This window comes from Enterococcus sp. AZ011 (assembly GCF_050548355.1).
Lineage (GTDB): Bacteria > Bacillota > Bacilli > Lactobacillales > Enterococcaceae > Enterococcus > Enterococcus faecalis.
In genome coordinates this window covers 1,640,738-1,657,920 of record NZ_CP172959.1, presented here as the reverse complement: position 1 = coordinate 1,657,920, position 17,183 = coordinate 1,640,738, and the positions used below count along the sequence as shown (strand labels likewise).

The 17,183-nt window shown below is 36.3% G+C and carries 17 protein-coding genes; 12 read left to right on the top strand and 5 right to left on the bottom strand.

The window, feature by feature from the left end; translation table 11 throughout:
- Positions 1-170: 170 nt before the first annotated feature.
- Together IGL36_RS08025 and IGL36_RS08020 are read right to left on the bottom strand one after the other, a co-directional pair.
- A complete protein-coding gene (locus tag IGL36_RS08025; protein WP_002398449.1) occupies positions 171-1,679 on the bottom strand; it encodes a helix-turn-helix domain-containing protein in 1,509 nt (502 codons plus the stop codon).
- 118 nt (positions 1,680-1,797) lie between these two features.
- Positions 1,798-3,711 (bottom strand): PfkB family carbohydrate kinase, encoded by a 1,914-nt coding sequence (locus tag IGL36_RS08020; RefSeq protein WP_002398447.1) that lies wholly within the window; start codon positions 3,709-3,711, stop codon positions 1,798-1,800.
- A 146-nt stretch (positions 3,712-3,857) separates the two neighbouring features.
- On the opposite strand from IGL36_RS08020, the gene rihC reads away from it, so the two are divergent.
- Genes rihC through IGL36_RS08005 form a run of 3 tightly spaced genes read left to right on the top strand, consistent with a single transcriptional unit; the run spans position 3,858 to position 6,701 of the window.
- Complete coding sequence (gene rihC, locus IGL36_RS08015; protein WP_002398446.1) at positions 3,858-4,811, top strand: ribonucleoside hydrolase RihC; 954 nt, start codon at positions 3,858-3,860, stop codon at positions 4,809-4,811.
- Between the two features lie 16 nt (positions 4,812-4,827).
- Positions 4,828-6,201 carry a C4-dicarboxylate transporter DcuC gene (gene dcuC / locus IGL36_RS08010; protein ID WP_002360057.1) on the top strand — a complete coding sequence of 458 codons (1,374 nt, stop codon included), beginning with the start codon at positions 4,828-4,830 and terminating at the stop codon, positions 6,199-6,201.
- 11 nt (positions 6,202-6,212) lie between these two features.
- The gene (locus IGL36_RS08005) at positions 6,213-6,701 is read left to right on the top strand and encodes a GNAT family N-acetyltransferase (protein WP_002357151.1); all 489 of its coding nucleotides are present in this window, start codon (positions 6,213-6,215) and stop codon (positions 6,699-6,701) included.
- Positions 6,702-6,779: 78 nt separating this feature from the next.
- Here the strand turns inward: IGL36_RS08005 and IGL36_RS08000 are convergent, their stop codons facing one another.
- Entirely contained in the window at positions 6,780-7,808 is a 1,029-nt protein-coding gene (locus IGL36_RS08000; protein ID WP_002357153.1) for a lactonase family protein, read from the bottom strand.
- Positions 7,809-7,999: 191 nt separating this feature from the next.
- On the opposite strand from IGL36_RS08000, the gene clpX reads away from it, so the two are divergent.
- Positions 8,000-9,253, top strand: a complete 1,254-nt coding sequence (gene clpX, locus IGL36_RS07995) for an ATP-dependent Clp protease ATP-binding subunit ClpX (RefSeq protein ID WP_002357154.1) — start codon at positions 8,000-8,002, stop codon at positions 9,251-9,253.
- Between the two features lie 97 nt (positions 9,254-9,350).
- On the top strand, positions 9,351-9,932 hold the full coding sequence (yihA, locus tag IGL36_RS07990) for a ribosome biogenesis GTP-binding protein YihA/YsxC (protein WP_002357155.1): 582 nt from the start codon (positions 9,351-9,353) through the stop codon (positions 9,930-9,932).
- Positions 9,933-9,948: 16 nt separating this feature from the next.
- On the opposite strand, the gene IGL36_RS07985 is transcribed toward yihA, so the two are convergent.
- The gene (locus IGL36_RS07985) at positions 9,949-10,101 is read right to left on the bottom strand and encodes an SPJ_0845 family protein (RefSeq protein WP_002357156.1); all 153 of its coding nucleotides are present in this window, start codon (positions 10,099-10,101) and stop codon (positions 9,949-9,951) included.
- Between the two features lie 177 nt (positions 10,102-10,278).
- Between IGL36_RS07985 and yidD the strand changes: the two genes are divergently transcribed.
- Entirely contained in the window at positions 10,279-10,581 is a 303-nt protein-coding gene (yidD, locus tag IGL36_RS07980; RefSeq protein ID WP_002357157.1) for a membrane protein insertion efficiency factor YidD, read from the top strand.
- Between the two features lie 2 nt (positions 10,582-10,583).
- Positions 10,584-11,465, top strand: coding sequence for an ROK family protein (locus IGL36_RS07975; protein ID WP_002360061.1), 882 nt, complete (start codon positions 10,584-10,586; stop codon positions 11,463-11,465).
- Positions 11,466-11,505: 40 nt separating this feature from the next.
- Here IGL36_RS07975 and IGL36_RS07970 read toward each other — a convergent pair whose 3' ends face one another.
- Positions 11,506-12,117 (bottom strand): FUSC family protein, encoded by a 612-nt coding sequence (locus tag IGL36_RS07970; protein WP_002365791.1) that lies wholly within the window; start codon positions 12,115-12,117, stop codon positions 11,506-11,508.
- Positions 12,118-12,219: 102 nt separating this feature from the next.
- Between IGL36_RS07970 and IGL36_RS07965 the strand changes: the two genes are divergently transcribed.
- The 5 genes from IGL36_RS07965 to IGL36_RS07945 all read left to right on the top strand — a co-directional run bounded on the left by IGL36_RS07965 (position 12,220) and on the right by IGL36_RS07945 (position 17,106).
- Positions 12,220-13,179, top strand: a complete 960-nt coding sequence (locus tag IGL36_RS07965) for an aromatic acid exporter family protein (protein ID WP_002360063.1) — start codon at positions 12,220-12,222, stop codon at positions 13,177-13,179.
- Positions 13,180-13,296: 117 nt separating this feature from the next.
- Positions 13,297-14,250 carry a hypothetical protein gene (locus tag IGL36_RS07960; protein ID WP_002360064.1) on the top strand — a complete coding sequence of 318 codons (954 nt, stop codon included), beginning with the start codon at positions 13,297-13,299 and terminating at the stop codon, positions 14,248-14,250.
- A 155-nt stretch (positions 14,251-14,405) separates the two neighbouring features.
- Entirely contained in the window at positions 14,406-15,743 is a 1,338-nt protein-coding gene (murC, locus tag IGL36_RS07955; protein ID WP_002357163.1) for a UDP-N-acetylmuramate--L-alanine ligase, read from the top strand.
- Between the two features lie 198 nt (positions 15,744-15,941).
- Entirely contained in the window at positions 15,942-16,427 is a 486-nt protein-coding gene (locus IGL36_RS07950) for a MaoC/PaaZ C-terminal domain-containing protein (RefSeq protein WP_002357164.1), read from the top strand.
- Positions 16,420-17,106, top strand: coding sequence for a Bax inhibitor-1/YccA family protein (locus tag IGL36_RS07945; protein WP_002362019.1), 687 nt, complete (start codon positions 16,420-16,422; stop codon positions 17,104-17,106). Before IGL36_RS07950 ends, IGL36_RS07945 begins: the two co-directional genes overlap by 8 nt.
- Positions 17,107-17,183 lie beyond the last annotated feature (77 nt).

The window sequence follows — 17,183 nt, the reverse complement described above, 5'->3', positions numbered from 1 at the left end:
TAAGGACTGAAGTACGTTACTAGATTGTCTTTGAAGGTAACATAGAAAAGAACAGCAATATACAAGCGACCTACAAACTATTTTCTGTCAGACTAAAACTGGCAGAAGTGGTTTGTAGGTTGCTTGTTTTCATTATGGCTGGTGAGACAGGTTGGCGCTTGATGTTTGTTTTAATATTGCAAATCAAAAATGGTGATACTTATTTTACTGAAAATTAGTTCCCAATCTTCTCGGGTTAATTCTTCTTCTAAAATGTAAATTCGGTCTATTTCTTTTGGTAAATCAAATAAGGGATAGTCAGTAATCACAATATCACAACCAGAAAAATCGGTTCGTTCAAAAATAATATCCTCACTAAATGCTTGCTTGATTTTCATCATAATAAAGCTAGCAATGTAAAAATCGCGAGAATAGGCAACACCAATTTTAATTTTTTTGCGGGGACTATAGTGCTTATAAATTCGTAACAACAATTCACATGTCCAAATTGGGTTCTCCTGATCCTTAAATCTTAACTGATAAGAGGAATGCGCTGAAAAATTTTGATAAAAAGCATAAATTTCTTTCTGTAAATCTTTTTGATAAGTACTATTTTTATTGACTAAAAAATCTAGAATTGCGGTATTTGGTTGCTGTGAAATAAATAATTGGTTATAGATAATATTTTTAAATAAAATAAGTAAGAAGTAATGACGATCAAATTCACGCATTTTTGGAATTTGAAAAACTTCGCAAAAATTGGTTAATAAAGAATCAACGTAGAAATATTCTGGGCAAGAAATTTCATTTAGAGCAGCCAGTAAATCTTTGGCTCGTTTTGCTGAATCAAAATTATCAATGGCAATGGGTGCAATGATATCTACAACCCGCTGTTGATCTTCTGAAAAATTTGATTGGGAACAAAAAATAGTTTGTTTTGAGTCTGAGAAAAGCCTTAAATAAGGATGTTCTTCAAATTCTTTTTGGAGATCATCTTCACAAGTATATGGAAAGCGATATTTTGCGATGTGTAAAAGTAAATTTAATTTTAGTAGAGAAGCGTGTTCCAAGCGTTCAAGAATTTCTGGTTTAATATGTTGCGTCAGTATATCTTCAAAATAAGTAGAGGTATAACGTGGTAAGGCTAAGGTATTTAAAAAGATGGTCCAGTAGACATCAAGAAAAGCATATAGAACTTGAAATTCAGAACCTGTAATCACTTTACTCGCCGAGGGGGAAAAATGGACGGAAATTCCATACAAACCAAATAGTTTATTAATGTTATTTAACCGTTTGTAAATGTAAGATGAGCTAAAATTAGTTTCTTGACTCACTTTCCAGACAGAATTGTTTTCTTTTTTGATAATTGCTTGAAAAAGAATGAAGTCAGTAGAATGGACACAGTAATAATTAAATAATAAAAAATAGTGGGAAAGAAAATCATTGGAAGTCGTATGTAATGAAATTTTTCCGTGATGGATCTGAATCTCTAAGGTATTTTCAGGAAGGGTTGCTAAGTCTTCTTGAATTTCACGAAGATAAATTGATAAATTTTTAGTAGAAAGATCGAATTTTCGGGCAACACTAGATAAATCAAGGTTCGTTTGTTTTGCTAAGTATAAAAAGACAGCCAATTTTTTTTGTGTTTTCTTTGAAAGTAAAAATGTTTTTATGGCATCTTGTGTTTTGATGAGACTCACTCCTTAGTTATAACTTCTCTTTTATTATAATAGTTCGCCTAATAAATTGTAATAAAAAAGAACAATTCTCATTGGTTTATGAGAAAATAACAAGATATTCAGCAGGAAAACACCTGTGTCAGTCGACACAGGTGTTACGATGAGCAAAAAGAGCGGGTTCTTTTTTTATCAAATAATTTTCCAAAGTGACGTGATCAACTAAAGAATCAATCACCCCTTCTTTAGAAACTGAAAATCCTGCAGCCTGAATTGCTATTTGAATGGCTGCTTCAGTCGGATAACCTTTCGAAAGATAGGAGGCAAGCGCGCTGATAAAGCTGTCACTGGCACCAGTACTATCCACAGCTATATTTTCTGTTGCAGGGAAATAGTGGCACACTTGGGGTGTTTTTAATAACACGCCTTTTTTTCCTAAAGTAACAATGACATTTTTTACGCCCATTTCTAAGAAGTACGCCGCTTTCTCTTCTAATGTACCAGTATCTGGTTGAAGTTCCAATAATTCATCTTCATTGGGAATGAAAAAATCAACCTTTTCTAGTATATTCACTGGAATATGATGAATAGCAGCTGGTTTTAAAATAATCGGTACCCCTGAATGTTGGGCAATTTCACAAGCTTTCTCTACAGCAGACAAAGGAATTTCTGTTTGAATGAGACAAAAACTGGCATCCATAAATAGGTGTTTTTGCTGTGCGATTTTTTTAGGTGTAAGCGCTGTGTTTGCACCAGGTAAGATTGAAATCATGGAGTCGCCGCTTGTCTCAACATAAATATAAGCTTGACCAGTCTCAGTATCTTGAATACGTGTGATACCATCTGTCGTAACGTGGTATTTTTCTAATTCTTTATATAAGTAATTCGCATCTGTGTCTGAGCCTAAACAACCAATTAAGGTGGCCTGATGGCCCAGTTTGGTTAAGCCAACAGCTTGATTTAATCCTTTTCCGCCGGGGAATTTAGCATAGCTAGACAAAAAATTTGTTTTGCCGTTATGTGGTAAATTTGTTGAATACAGATAATTATCAACGTTTAAACTACCCACTACAATCATTTTGCTATGTGGATTAACACTAGACATGCCTAATGTATTTTTGTGATCTAGCACCAATTTTTCAGCCTCATTAATCAAGGCTGTTTTTTCTTTGCGTTTGTTAAGCAATAATAAGGCTAACTTGCTACCAAACGTCTCTGTATCTAATAAGACGGAAGAAATATGATCAGGTAAAAATGAACGATCAATTTTTCGCTTAATTGCGAGTAAAGAGTAATTATCGGGGGTTCGCAAACCGCTCTGCTTTAAAAGCTGTTCCAAAAAAACAGCCTGGGTATAGTCATCGGTAAGGATACCCGTAATCCCATCTGTGATAAGCTGATTACTGAAATCAGCAGGGATAGTAGTTAAAATATTTTCTTTACTAAAGGGTAAATTGACATCAAATAAGGCTTTTTTATAGCCTGCAATAATTGCTTCTTTATATTTTGGGTTAGTGACGAAATAACTAATTTTTTTATGGTTATTCTGTAATAATTCTCGGGTTAAAACATAACTAGCTTCTTCATAAAGCCTCGCTAGAGAAGGCAATTCGTTAGTTGAGTGATTGACGAAATAGTAAGGAATCGTTAATTCTTCTATAAATTTCGCGTATTGTTTACTGTTTTCATTGATTGGGTCCCAAATAATGCCACTGGCTTGTTTTAAAGTTGGCGAGGTAATATTTTTCAGTTCTTGTTCTAAACTACCGTGACTATTTAAAATCAAGCAGCTATAGCCATTTTCTTGAGCTTTATCAATAAAGCTCGTAACCCAAGCCTCAAAAGTTTCATGGCTATTTAATAATAACACGAAGGTTTTTGTAGTACTATTTGTGACGAGATTTGCTGAGTAAGGTGTGTAGTTGTAATCTCGAACGATTTTTAAGACACGCTCACGGGTTTCTTTACTAATAGTTTGATCTTTATTATTTATAATTTTGGATACAGTTGAAGCGGAAACGCCAGCTAATTTTGCAATATCTTTAATATTCATCATTTTCGTCCTTTCACTGAACTCTTTTTTATAGTAAGCATTCTAAAAGCAGAAAGTCAAGAAAAAGCCTAATTATTTATTATTTAGAAATTCTGCTTGACTTTTAATGAAAGCGCTGTTAATCTCAAACTAAGAAAACGTTTCCGGAAATGTTTTTCCTAAATGTGAATGGAGGAAGAAAAATGGATACAAAGAAAAGACCGATCATTATTGATACGGACCCAGGAATTGATGATGCTGTAGCTTTAGCGATTGCACTGAATCATCCTAACCTAGAAGTTCGCTTAATAACGACGGTTGCAGGGAATGTAGATGTAGAAAAAACAACAAATAATGCTTTGAAACTTGTCGATTTTTTTGGGAAAAAGGTTCCTGTAGCCAAGGGGTGTAATTGTCCGTTACTTATTCAATTGGAAGATTCTGCTGAGATTCATGGGGAGACTGGCATGGATGGCTTTGAGTTTCCGCAACCTATCTCTACGTGTTTAGATATTCATGCAGTGGAAGCTATGCGAAAAGAAATTCTGTCTAGTGATGTTCCTTTGACCATTGTTCCAATTGCTGCATTAACGAATATTGCTTTGTTACTGACCCTCTATCCAGAAGTCAAAGAAAATATTGCAGAAATCGTCATGATGGGTGGCTCATTAGCAAGGGGAAATACAAATACAAGTGCCGAATTTAATACGTATGTCGATCCACACGCTGCACAAATTGTTTTCCAATCAGGTGTCCCGCTAACAATGGTAGGATTAGATGTTACAAGTCAAGCTGTGTTAACGAATCATGAAGTAACAGCCATCAGAGCGCTTGGTAGAGTTGGGGAAATGTTTTATGCTCTTTTCCGTCATTATAGAGGCGGCAGTTTAACTACAGGTTTGAAAATGCATGATGTCTGTGCGATTGCCTATTTAACTTCACCAGAATTATTTGAGACAACTGAAACGTTCATTGAAGTTGCTTTGGAAGGTCCAGCTGCGGGAGCTACTGTTGCGGATTTAAAAATGAAGTATCATAAAAACACGAATGCCGTTGCCTGTATAGATGTAAATGTTGAGGCTTTTCAAAAATGGGTTGTCGAAAAAATGAAAGCGGTTAATTAACTGAAGGAGGATAAGTATGATTGAAAGTTTATTGGTGTTGGTCGTTTTAGTTGTTGTAGCCTATTTGATTGTAAAAAATTATCATCCCGCACTCAGCTTAATTATTGGTGCGCTTGTTCTACTTGCATGTGCATGGATGTTAGGACATCCCATTTATCCTGCAGGGGAAGGAACCGGTTTTGGATTATTTGATATTTTCTTGAAGTTTAAAGATACAATTATTGCACAAGTGAGTTCAGCAGGAATTGTAATTATGATTCTTTTTGGTTATTCAGGATATATGAATGCAATCGGGGCCAATCAGATGGCTGTCAACTTTTTGGTGAAACCATTAATGAAGATTAAACGTAAATCGTTATTTGTCCCTGTGGTCTTTTTAATTGGAAATTTAATGTCACTAGTAGTTCCTAGTGCATCAAGCTTAGCGATTATTTTAATGTCTATATTATATCCGATGCTAGCCAGCATGGGGATTTCATCATTAACTGCTGCAGGTGTGATTGCAATGACGGCAACTATCATGCCAACACCTTTAGGCGCGGATAACGTAATCGCCGCAAATACCCTTGGTTATGATGTGTTAAATTATGTTGTATGGAATGCCAAAATTTCGCTGCCATCGTTATTAATCATTGCGGTTGCACAGTACTTCTGGCAAAAATACTGCGATAAAAAAGAAGGTGAGGCTGCCTATGTTTCATTAAATGAAGAAGGCTTAAGCAAACAAAAAGAATTTGATGTTCCTAAATTTTATGCAATATTGCCAATATTACCGCTATTATTAATTGTTGGAGTGGGAATCGCAGGAATGTTTATTAAAGGAATAACGATGGATATTTTTGTTCTTACATTTATTTCTTTCTTCATCGCTGTATTAGTTGAGACTCTTCGCTTAAAATCTTTTAAAAAGGTTCAAGATACAGCTGTCGAGATGTTTAAAGGAATGGGGCAAGGGTTTAGTCAAGTTGTGATGCTTGTCGTAGGCGGTTCATTATTCACGTCTGCGATTCAAACATTAGGAATTATTGATAGTATTATGGCATCTGTCGAAGCATCAAGTTCAGCAGGAATTGTCACGACCTTAATTTTCAGCGGTGCAACGACCCTTTTTGGAATTTTAAGCGGTGGTGGACTGGCAATGTTTTATGCGGTTATCGAACTAATCCCTGGGATTGCCGAAAAAGCAGGGATTGATGGTATTTTAATTTCCTTGCCAATGCAGATGATCGCGAATTTAACTAGAACGATTTCTCCTGTAGCAGCAGTTGTCATGATTGTCGCATCAACAGTAGGAGTTAGTCCCATCAGAATTTTAAAACGGACGAGTGTACCGACCATCATTGGCATTATTAGTGTGATTGTCTTGTCGATTCTATTGTTACCTTATTAAGAGAATAAACAATGAAAATTAGAGTGGCTGATGAGAAAGAGTTACCGATGATTCTTCAATTTTTAACAGAAGTAAAGGCATTCATGGATGTTGTGGGCATTACACAGTGGACAAAGGACTACCCTTCTCAAGAAGATATCCAAGAAGACATTACAAAAAAACGGTTGTATTTGCTAATGCACGAAGAAATGATTTTTTCAATGGCAACGTTCTGTATGGAGCAGGAACAAGACTTTGTTTGGTTAAAGCGCTTTGCAACTTCGCCTAATTATATTGCCAAGGGTTATGGCAGTTTGTTGTTCCATGAATTGGAGAAACGAGCAGTCTGGGAAGGAAGACGTAAAATGTATGCTCAGACTAATCATACAAACCATAGAATGATTCGATTTTTCGAAAGTAAAGGGTTCACAAAAATTCATGAATCTTTACAAATGAATCGCTTAGACTTTGGCTCTTTTTATTTATACGTTAAAGAATTGGAGAACCAATCCATCGTTTAAAATAAGAAAACAGGAGTCAGATGCAAAAATTATTTAGCATCTGACTCCTGTTATTTTCCAAGGAAATAGTCAACTTAATTATACAAATAAAACACAAACACATTCGGGAACAGCAACATCTTTTTGAATCATTTCTAATAAGCCTGTTTCTTGGTTCCGACGATAAAGTGTTAAGTTATCAGAGTCTTGATTAGCGACAACGATGAAATCTTCAGAAGGATCTAAATCGAAATCTCTTGGAATATCGCCTTCTGTTGAAATTAATTGAATTCGTTCAATCGCTTCGCCGTTTTCTGAAACAGCATAGACAGCAATCGAGTTATGGCCACGGTTTGAAGCATAAAGGAAACGGCCATCAGAAGAAATACGAATTGCAGCACCACCATTAAACGCATCATAATCAGCAGGTAAAGTAGAAACTTTTTGTAATTCAGTGAAAGAACCATCTGTTTCATCATATGAAAGAACTGAAACAGTGCTATCTAATTCACCAAATAAATAAGCCAATGATTTTGTTGGGTGGAACACTAAATGACGTGGACCAGTCCCTGGCTCAGTCACGAATTGAGCGATTTCAGAAAGCTTTCCATCTAAGCTAACATTATACGTATACACACGATCGGTTCCTAGATCACAGACGACTAAGCGTTGATCAGGCGTCAAATCTGTGTAATGAACATGGGCATTGTTTTGGTTTTCATGAGGACCAGTTGGCTCTGTATGAATCACTTTGTCAGCATCTTCCAAAGAACCATCTTCTAAGATACGATACACGTGAACGATACCTTGGTGATAATTTGCTGCATAGACAAGTTGTCGGTTTTCGTCAACAGCTACATAACATGGCGGCGCACCTTCCTCAGTTACTTTATTCAATAAGTTAAAATGGTCCATTTCTGGTTGATAAGCGGCAGTGCCACCTTCACCGTCAACACTAGTGACGCTAAAAAGTTCGCCCTTTTGACTCAGAGCAAGATAGGTAGGACTCGTTTCTTCTAACAAAAGTGTCGCTTCTGTTAAACGACCTTGTGTCGTATCTAATGCAATTTTATAAATGCCTTGGCTGGCTCTTCGAGTATAGGTACCTAGTAAAATTTGTTCTAACATCACAATTCCTCCAATTTGTTTCAACACAATCACTTTTTATGAAAGTGCTTTTATATAATGTAGTATACCATAAGAAGTCTAAGAACAATAAAACTTTCTATCTGAGATGTTCGCATTTTAAAGTGGTTTGTGCTATTATGATGAGAGACTGTGATGACAGTCATTTTTTGATTTTTAGAGGGGTGACGAACATGTACGACAATACGGATAATAACGGGACCGTTCGTTGTTCATTTTGTGGGAAAACACAAGAAGAAGTAAAAAAAATTGTTGCTGGTCCGGGTGTCTATATTTGTAATGAATGTATTGATCTATGTAAAGAGATTATTGATGAAGAATTTTATGATGAAGCAGTCCGAGAATTAACGGATGTGCCAAAACCCCAAGAAATTTTAAATGTTTTAAATGAATATGTTATTGGACAAGAACGTGCAAAACGCACACTTTCTGTTGCTGTTTACAATCACTATAAACGTGTGAATCAATCAGAAACAGCTGCAACTCAAGATGACGTTGAATTGCAAAAAAGTAACATTTGTTTAATTGGACCAACAGGTTCAGGTAAAACTTTCTTGGCTCAAACGTTAGCAAAAACATTAAATGTACCTTTTGCAATCGCTGATGCGACCAGTTTAACAGAAGCAGGTTATGTAGGGGAAGATGTTGAAAACATCCTTTTAAAATTACTACAATCTGCTGACTATAATGTTGAACGTGCGGAAAAGGGCATTATCTATATTGATGAGATTGATAAAATTGCCCGTAAGAGTGAAAATGTTTCGATTACTCGAGATGTTTCAGGTGAGGGTGTTCAACAAGCCTTACTAAAAATTCTTGAAGGAACAGTTGCAAGTGTACCACCACAAGGGGGCCGCAAACATCCACATCAAGAATTTATCCAAATTGACACAACGAATGTTCTCTTCATCGTTGGTGGAGCATTTGATGGAATTGAAACCATTGTTAAAAACCGCTTAGGCGAAAAAACTATTGGTTTTGGTAAAACTAATTCTGCTTTAAATGAAGAAGAAAGCATCATGCAACATATTATTCCAGAAGATTTATTGAAATTTGGTTTAATTCCAGAATTTATTGGACGCTTACCTGTAATGGCTGCGCTTGATAAATTAACGAATGATGATTTGGTTCGAATTTTAACAGAACCGAAGAATGCCTTGGTGAAACAATATCAAAAATTATTGTCTCTTGATGACACTAAATTAGAATTTGAACCAGAAGCATTAAAAGCCATCGCAGCCAAAGCCATTGAACGTAATACAGGCGCACGCGGACTTCGTTCAATCATTGAAGAAATTATGATGGACGTAATGTTTGATGTTCCTTCAGATGAAAGCATTGAAAAAGTTATCATTACTAAAATGGCCGCTGAAGGTACCGGTAAACCAACAATTATTTATAACAAAAAAGATAAAGAAGCTGTATAAGATTGAAGCTGAAAACAGCTCTTTCGGCGGATCTCCGAAAGAGCTGTTTTTGTTAAGCTTTTGAATGAAAGACTGAATAGAAGAACGGAGGAAAACAATGAACGTACATAATGCAGAAATCGTGATTAGTGCGGTATCCCCTAAACAATATCCTGAATCTCAATTACCGGAGATTGCTTTAGCTGGACGTTCGAACGTTGGGAAATCATCTTTTATTAATACCTTGATTAATCGTAAAAATTTAGCAAGAACTTCAGGCAAACCTGGTAAAACGCAAACGCTAAATTTTTATTTAATTGAGGATGCCTTACACTTTGTGGATGTTCCTGGCTATGGTTATGCCAAAGTTTCTAAAACAGAACGTGCGAAGTGGGGAAAAATGATTGAAACGTATATCACGCAACGTGAGCAATTACGTGCAGTCGTTTCTTTAATTGATTTACGTCATCCGCCGACCCAAGATGATATCCAAATGTATGAATTTTTGAAATACTATGATTTGCCAGTTATTATTGTAGCAACTAAGGCAGACAAAATTCCGCGGGGCAAATGGAACAAACACGAGAGTGTCATCAAAAAAGCCTTGAATTTTGATAAACAAGATGACTTTATTATTTTCTCTTCTGAAACAAAAGAAGGAAAAGAAGCAGCTTGGACAGCAATTGAAAAATTTCTATAGAAAAAAACAAGCAAAATTACTCTTTTGCTTGTTTTTTTGCTTCTTCTTTTTTTACTTCTTGTCGTTGTTTTGCCAGTTCTTCAAGAGGTACTTCTTTCTTTAATGGATCAACGGCGAAAGAATCGAAGAGTTTATCTAAGTCATTGGAACGTTCAAATTTTAATCCCATTTACTAAGCCTCCATTCCTTTTTTTATAGTGTAGCACGTTTTTTTTCATTTGGATAGCAACAGAAATGTAAGAATTCGTCATAGGTGCACCTGGTGTAATTTCTCGTAACTAAGACTTGCCAAACATGAAAAAACAAGCTATTCTTTAGTAAGAATTAGTTAGAAAGAAGGCACTTTATGAAAAATCCGTTAATCGGCGGTGTTCGTTTTTATCAACGATTTATTTCTCCAGGATTGCCTGCACGTTGTCGCTATTACCCAACGTGTTCACAATATATGATTGATGCAATTCATACACATGGAAGTGTCAAAGGAACAACGATGGGGGTAGCACGGATTTTACGATGTCATCCTTTTGTTAAAGGCGGCATTGACTATGTTCCGTTGAAATTTCGCTTGACGAAAAATCCTGATGAGACCTATCATGGACCGTATACGTATCGAAGAAATAAGAAAACAGAAGTAGAAAAGGATGGATAAATATGGCAATTTTAGCATTTGATCTTGGCGGTTCTTCCGTGAAATACGGCGTTTGGACAGGCAAAGAATTAACAAATCAAGGGAGCTTTCCAACACCTGGCTCTTGGGAAGAAATGAAAGCGCATTTATATTCGGTTTATGCAGACAAAAGAAATGAGTCGATTAGTGGTGTTGCTTTTAGTTCACCTGGAGTAGTTGACGAAAAAAGTCAACAGATTTTAGGGATTTCCGCCATTCCATATATTCATCATTTTAACATTTATGAAGAATTAGAAGCGTTGTTTGGCTTACCAGTGACTATCGAAAATGATGCGAATTGTGCTGGTTTAGCTGAGATATATGAAGGCGCGGCGAAAGGGAAAAAAGAAGTGCTTTTTGTCGTTATTGGGACAGGAATTGGCGGAGCGATTTTTCGCAATGGTGAATTGTACAAAGGCGCTCATTTATATGGAGGCGAGTTTGGACTGAACTTTTTAAGTAATGGCCAAACATTCAGTGAAATTGGCACAGCTGTCAAAATGGCTCAGCGCTATTGTGAACGAATTGGAGTCGAAAAACAGGCGGTGACAGGAGAAGAAGTTTTTGAACTGGCACAACGAGGGGATGAGATTGCTCGCGAAGAAGTCAATAATTTTTATGATTATTTAACACAAGGATTATTCGGCTTACAGTTTTCTTATGATCCTGAAATGATTGTACTCGGAGGCGGTGTTTCTGCTAAAGAAGGCTTATTAGCAGAGATTAATCGCCGGATGCTAACGCATTTACAAACCTTTGAATTAAAAGATTTTGTTCCAGAAATCGTGACCTGCCATTATCAAAATGATGCCAACTTGATTGGCGCAGCCGCCAACTTTCAAGCAAAAACGAATTGGGAACTATAAAGAAACAGCCGATTGTTATTCTCTTCAATCGGCTGTTTCTTTATTTATTTGCCTTGTCATCAGTGTTTTCTTCTGCAGCAATCCGCGCTTGAACTTGTTGACGTAAAGCTTCTAGTTCTTTTTCTTTCTTTTCTAATTCAGCTAAATCTTCAGAAATTTCATGGGCTTCTTCTGCTGGCTTAGGTTGTAAAAAGACGTTTAAACCAATCGCTATAAAGGTCCCAATGAATGTATCCAACACACGTTCCATTGCATATTGAAAGGAATCGCTTTGCGGAATACTTAAAGAAATCATTAAAAGTGTCGCAGTTGCAGAAATGATCCCAGCATTGTTATTAATCCCATCAGAAACAACGATGACGATAATGACTAAAAGTGGTAGTAGCAGTAATTCTACTAAGTGTTGATTAGGAAAATAATCTTGTGCTAATACATAAAGCAAAGCTAAAAAGCCACCCAATGTGTTTCCAATAATGCGCGATTTTCCAAAAGACAAACTGGTATTTAAATCTTGTCTTAGCGAAAAAACAGCTGCTAAACAGGCAATCATAGGTGAGCCACGATGGAAAAATTGAAATAAAAGAATACACAGCATGACAGCAATTGCTGTTTTTAACGTTCGCATGCCTAAACGAAATCGACCCACTATCATAAATATTCGCTCCTAAATAACTTTTCTCTTTAATGATAACCGAAATAGAGGTAAAATTACTAGAGAAAAGTGAAGAATTATTATTTTTTAAGGGGAGTATGCATGAAAATTGGTTTACGAACAGTCAAGACAGCCATTAGCGCTGCATTAGCAATGATTATTGCGGAAAAACTGGGATTACTTTATGCCCCTTCGGCAGGGATTATTTCAGTTTTAAGTGTTACTAGCACGAAAAAAACATCTGTCATGACAGGAATTTATCGTTTGTTATCCTTAGCTTTAGCAACTATTTTAGCGTATATTTGTTTTACTTTTTTAGGTTTTACAGCGATTGCTTTTGGTATTTTTTTATTATTATTTATTCCAGCAGCCGTGTATTTTCAATTATCTGATGGGATTGTTGTGAGTTCCGTTTTGGTAACTCATTATTTAGTCGAAAAAAATCTTTCTTGGGCGATTATTGGAAATGAGTTTTTATTAATGAGTATTGGTGTGGGACTAGCGTTATTAGCTAATTCTTATATGCCTGATACAGAAAAACGTTTAAGAGAAGACCAAGAAGTCATTGAAACAATGTTTCGTAAAATTTTAAGGGAAATGGCGCTACATTTAAACAACGCTGCAGGAGAGCGAAATTTGGTCATGCATTGTGCAGATTTAAAAACCTTTATTCGTACAGGTGAGACGTGGGCCAAAAATCATGCCGAGAATCAATTGCTGTCTACCAATACGTACTATTTAGAGTACTTTGCGATGAGAAAAATGCAAAGTAATATTCTAAAAAACATGTTGGAATTATTAGAAGATATTACTGTTGATGCGCAACAAGTTCGCTATATTCAACAATTATTGGAATATACGGCAGAAACATTTGCAGAGAATAATGATGGACAAGAAATTATGAATCGAATTAAGACCGTTTATGAAACCTATCGCACAAAACCATTGCCGCAAACAAGAAGTGAATTTGAAAATCGGGCGCGACTCTTTCAGTTTTTACAATTGTTTCAGTCATTCATTCAAGTCAAAGCGGACTTTGCCAAATTACAACTAGATAAATAAACAAAAAAGAAACCTTTTTAAACGGAGGTTTCTTTTTTTGTTCTCTTAAAAATTCAGGCAAGTTCTTTAGTATTCATTGAGAATGTGTTAAACTAATGAGAAAGAAAAATAAAAGGAATGACCGCAATGGATAATGCTCAAGTGAAGAGAAAACATTTCCGTTTTCCAGCGTATGATGATGAACAGGGCGTAAAATTACCAACAGATAATGAACGTAACTTATTTCAAGATGATCTGATTGGTAAAGCAATGTCTGGTAGCAGAAGAACTGCAACATCTGCCGAAGATACTAGACAAAGCACACCATCCGTCCAACAACCAACAACGAATCAATCAACTACAAATAAACAAACACAACAATTAACGGCAGCACAACAAGAGCAATTAGCACGTCATCGTTCTAATTTGCCAGACTACACAAAACATGCTAGTAAAGCAACGAAAAATAAACAAGCAACGAAAAAAAATAATAGCCTTTTTGGGACGCCAAAAGGAAATGGCTGGACACAAACGTATAAAAAAAAAGAAGTCGTAGCGAAACCAAGTAGACCTGCCGCATCACCATTAGTGCAGAAAACGACACCTTCTTATTTTGTTCCTAAATATATCCCGGCTTCTGTGATTCCTGAGGAACAGGAACCTAGTTTTACTGAAGAAGAGTTGCTAAAAGCAATGAAAAAAGATCGGCGTTCATATGTGATTCTTGATGATGAACCAACGGCTTTTCAAGTGAAAGATACGGAAGAAGATCCAACGGTGCGGAAGTTTAATATTCCAACCTCAGAACCTGAGATTCCTTTAACTAGACGACAATATCAACAAATCAAACCAGACTTAGAACGTTTTGGCGAAGATGCGTTGGATTTACGTTCGCGTTCCCGTTTGAATGCCGCAAAGAAAAATGCTAAAAGTCAAACGGCTTATGGGAAAAAATTAGCTAAAGCGAATGCTCAAGTGGAGCCGGAAGCACCTGTGACAGAAGAAAAGAAAAAGGGTATCTTGGATAAACCATTAAGTGGGATGCTAGAAGATTCAAGTTCTGTATTAGAAAACAGTAAATATTTTAGTTAAGAGATGAAACTTGCATGTGGAATTGAAACATGTAAGTTTTTTATTCTGTTTTAATAGTTGATTATTTTTTTGTTTTATACGATAATGAATCTCGTATGATTGAAATTTTTTTTAAAAAAGGTATGTTTTATATAGTGACAGAGAAGAGGATTATAATGGGAAATCAAGAGAACAAATTATACCATTTTGTCGGAATCAAAGGTTCTGGCATGAGCTCATTAGCGTTGGTCTTACACCAAAAAGGCTACAACGTTCAAGGATCAGACGTAGAAGAGTATTTCTTTACACAACGGGATCTTGAAAAATCAGGTGTCCCTATTTTACCATTTAATGCAGATAATATTGATAAAGACATGATTGTTATTGCTGGAAATGCTTTTCCAGATACCCATGAGGAAATCGCCCGCGCCATCGAATTAGGCGCAGAAGTAATTCGTTACCACGATTTCATTGCTCGTTTTATCGAACCGTATACAAGCATTGCTGTAACAGGGTCACACGGGAAAACAAGTACGACTGGTTTGCTAGCACATGTATTAAGTGGTATCAATCCAACTAGTTATTTAATAGGGGATGGCACTGGCCACGGCGAACCAGATGCTGATTTCTTTGCATTTGAAGCGTGTGAATATCGCCGTCATTTCTTGGCTTATTCACCAGATTATGCGATTATGACGAATATCGATTTTGATCATCCAGATTACTACAAGAGCATTGAGGACGTTTTTTCAGCGTTCCAAACAATGGCTCATCAAGTCAAAAAAGGAATTTTTGCTTATGGTGATGATAAGTATCTTCGTCAGTTAGAATCAGAAGTGCCAGTTTATTATTATGGCGTCAGCGAAGAGGATGATATCCAAGCCCGAAATATTCAACGAACAACGGAAGGCTCATCTTTTGATGTTTATCACAAGGATGATTTTGTAGGTCATTTTGTCTTACCAGCATTTGGCCATCACAATATCATGAATGCGCTAGGTGTGATTGCTGTGGCTTATTTTGAAAAACTTGATATGCAAAAAGTTGCAGAAGAAATGCTAAGTTTTAAAGGTGTAAAACGTCGTTTTAGCGAGAAAAAAGTCAGTGACATGATTATTGTTGATGATTATGCGCACCATCCAGCTGAAATTAAAGCAACGATTGATGGCGCTCGTCAAAAATATCCTGACAAAGAAATTATTGCTGTCTTCCAGCCACATACATTTACACGAACAATTGCCTTAATGGATGAATTTGCTGAAGCACTGGATTTAGCAGATGAAGTATTCTTATGTAATATTTTTGGCTCTGCGCGTGAAACACAAGGCGAGGTACGCATTGAAGATTTAGGTGAAAAAATTCAAAAAGGTGGACAAGTAATTACCGAAGATAATGTGTCGCCTTTACTAGATTTTGAAAATGCAGTGGTTGTCTTTATGGGCGCTGGCGACGTTCAGAAATTTGAACAAGCCTACGAAACATTACTAAGTAACACAACTAGAAACGTTTTATAAGAGAACATAAATAAAATCGGGACAGGGGTATCTGGCTTCAAAAAATAAGAAGCTGCTCCTGTTCCGTTGTTTGTTTTTAGGATGCTAGCATGGCAGATAAGTTGGTTTTGTTTAAACATCCTTTAAAGACTACTTTTTAACTTGCCTTTTAAGTACATTTTGGTACAATTATCTTATCAATAACGGAGGTGTACTAATTTGAATATCGGAAAACCGAGAAAATTAGGCAAAACCATCGAAGATATCGAAGAGGGAGATTCGTTGTCCTTGACAGAGTCAATTGAAGACAAGGACTTATTACTTTACTTGGGCTTGACAAATGATGCGAATCCTTTATATATCCAACATGATTATGCCCAAAAAACAGAATATGAAAAACCAATCGTACCATCAATTATGCTGATGGGAATTATCACTAGTGCGATTTCAAAACATTTACCAGGACCAGGTTCACATGTTGTGAATTTCTCTGTGAACTTTGTGGAACCCGTTTTTCATTACGAAACATTGACTTTCCAATTAGAAGTAATCAAAGTCGACAAAATGAAAGATGTGATTACCATTTCAGTTGAGGCTGTTAATGAGCAAGAAAATCGCGTGTTAGATGCAGTGGTGATGGTTCAACCACCCCAAGTGACGATTGATGAACTAACAGAGAAAGAAGGGACTTTAACTTATGAATAATCAAGAGTATATCCAAACTGGCACAGGTTTGAATAAATTTTATGCCAAAATTTACGGATTTTTAGCGTTAGGAATTGGTATTAGCGCAATCATGGCTTATGCAATGACGACTGTCTTTTTACCTGTTCTAGCTACTTTATTCAAATCAAGCTTAGCTTTTTGGATGATTTGGCTTGTTGAAATTGGCTTAGTTTTATATCTAGGCGCAAAAGCACAGAAGAATCCAACCATTGCGATTGCAGGATTTGTTGCGTATGCATTATTAAATGGTGTCACTTTATCCGTGACGTTATTAATGTATACTGGTGGAACAGTGGCCGGCGCATTTTTAAGTGCAGCAGCTACCTTTGGCGCGATGTCATTAGTAGGTGTCTTTACGAAGAAAGACCTATCAGCAGTTGGTCATGCCGCTTATAGTGCCTTAATCGGAATCATCATTGCGATGTTGCTAAATATGTTCCTTTTACACAGTAGTGCTGTAGAATTCTTTATTTCCATTTTAATGGTCCTAATTTTCTCAGGGATTACTGCTTATGATAACCAACGTATACGCCAAGTCTATGCGCAAACAGGTGATCAAGTAGGTACTGGGATGGCCGTTTTCTTCGCATTACAATTATACCTTGACTTCATCAACTTATTCTTAGCTTTCTTAAGAATTTTTGGTAAAAACAACTAACATGAACGTAAAAGAGGTCGGGACAGAAGCGTTTAACTCCGAGAAATAAGAAGGAATTTCCGAAAATTGTTCTTTAA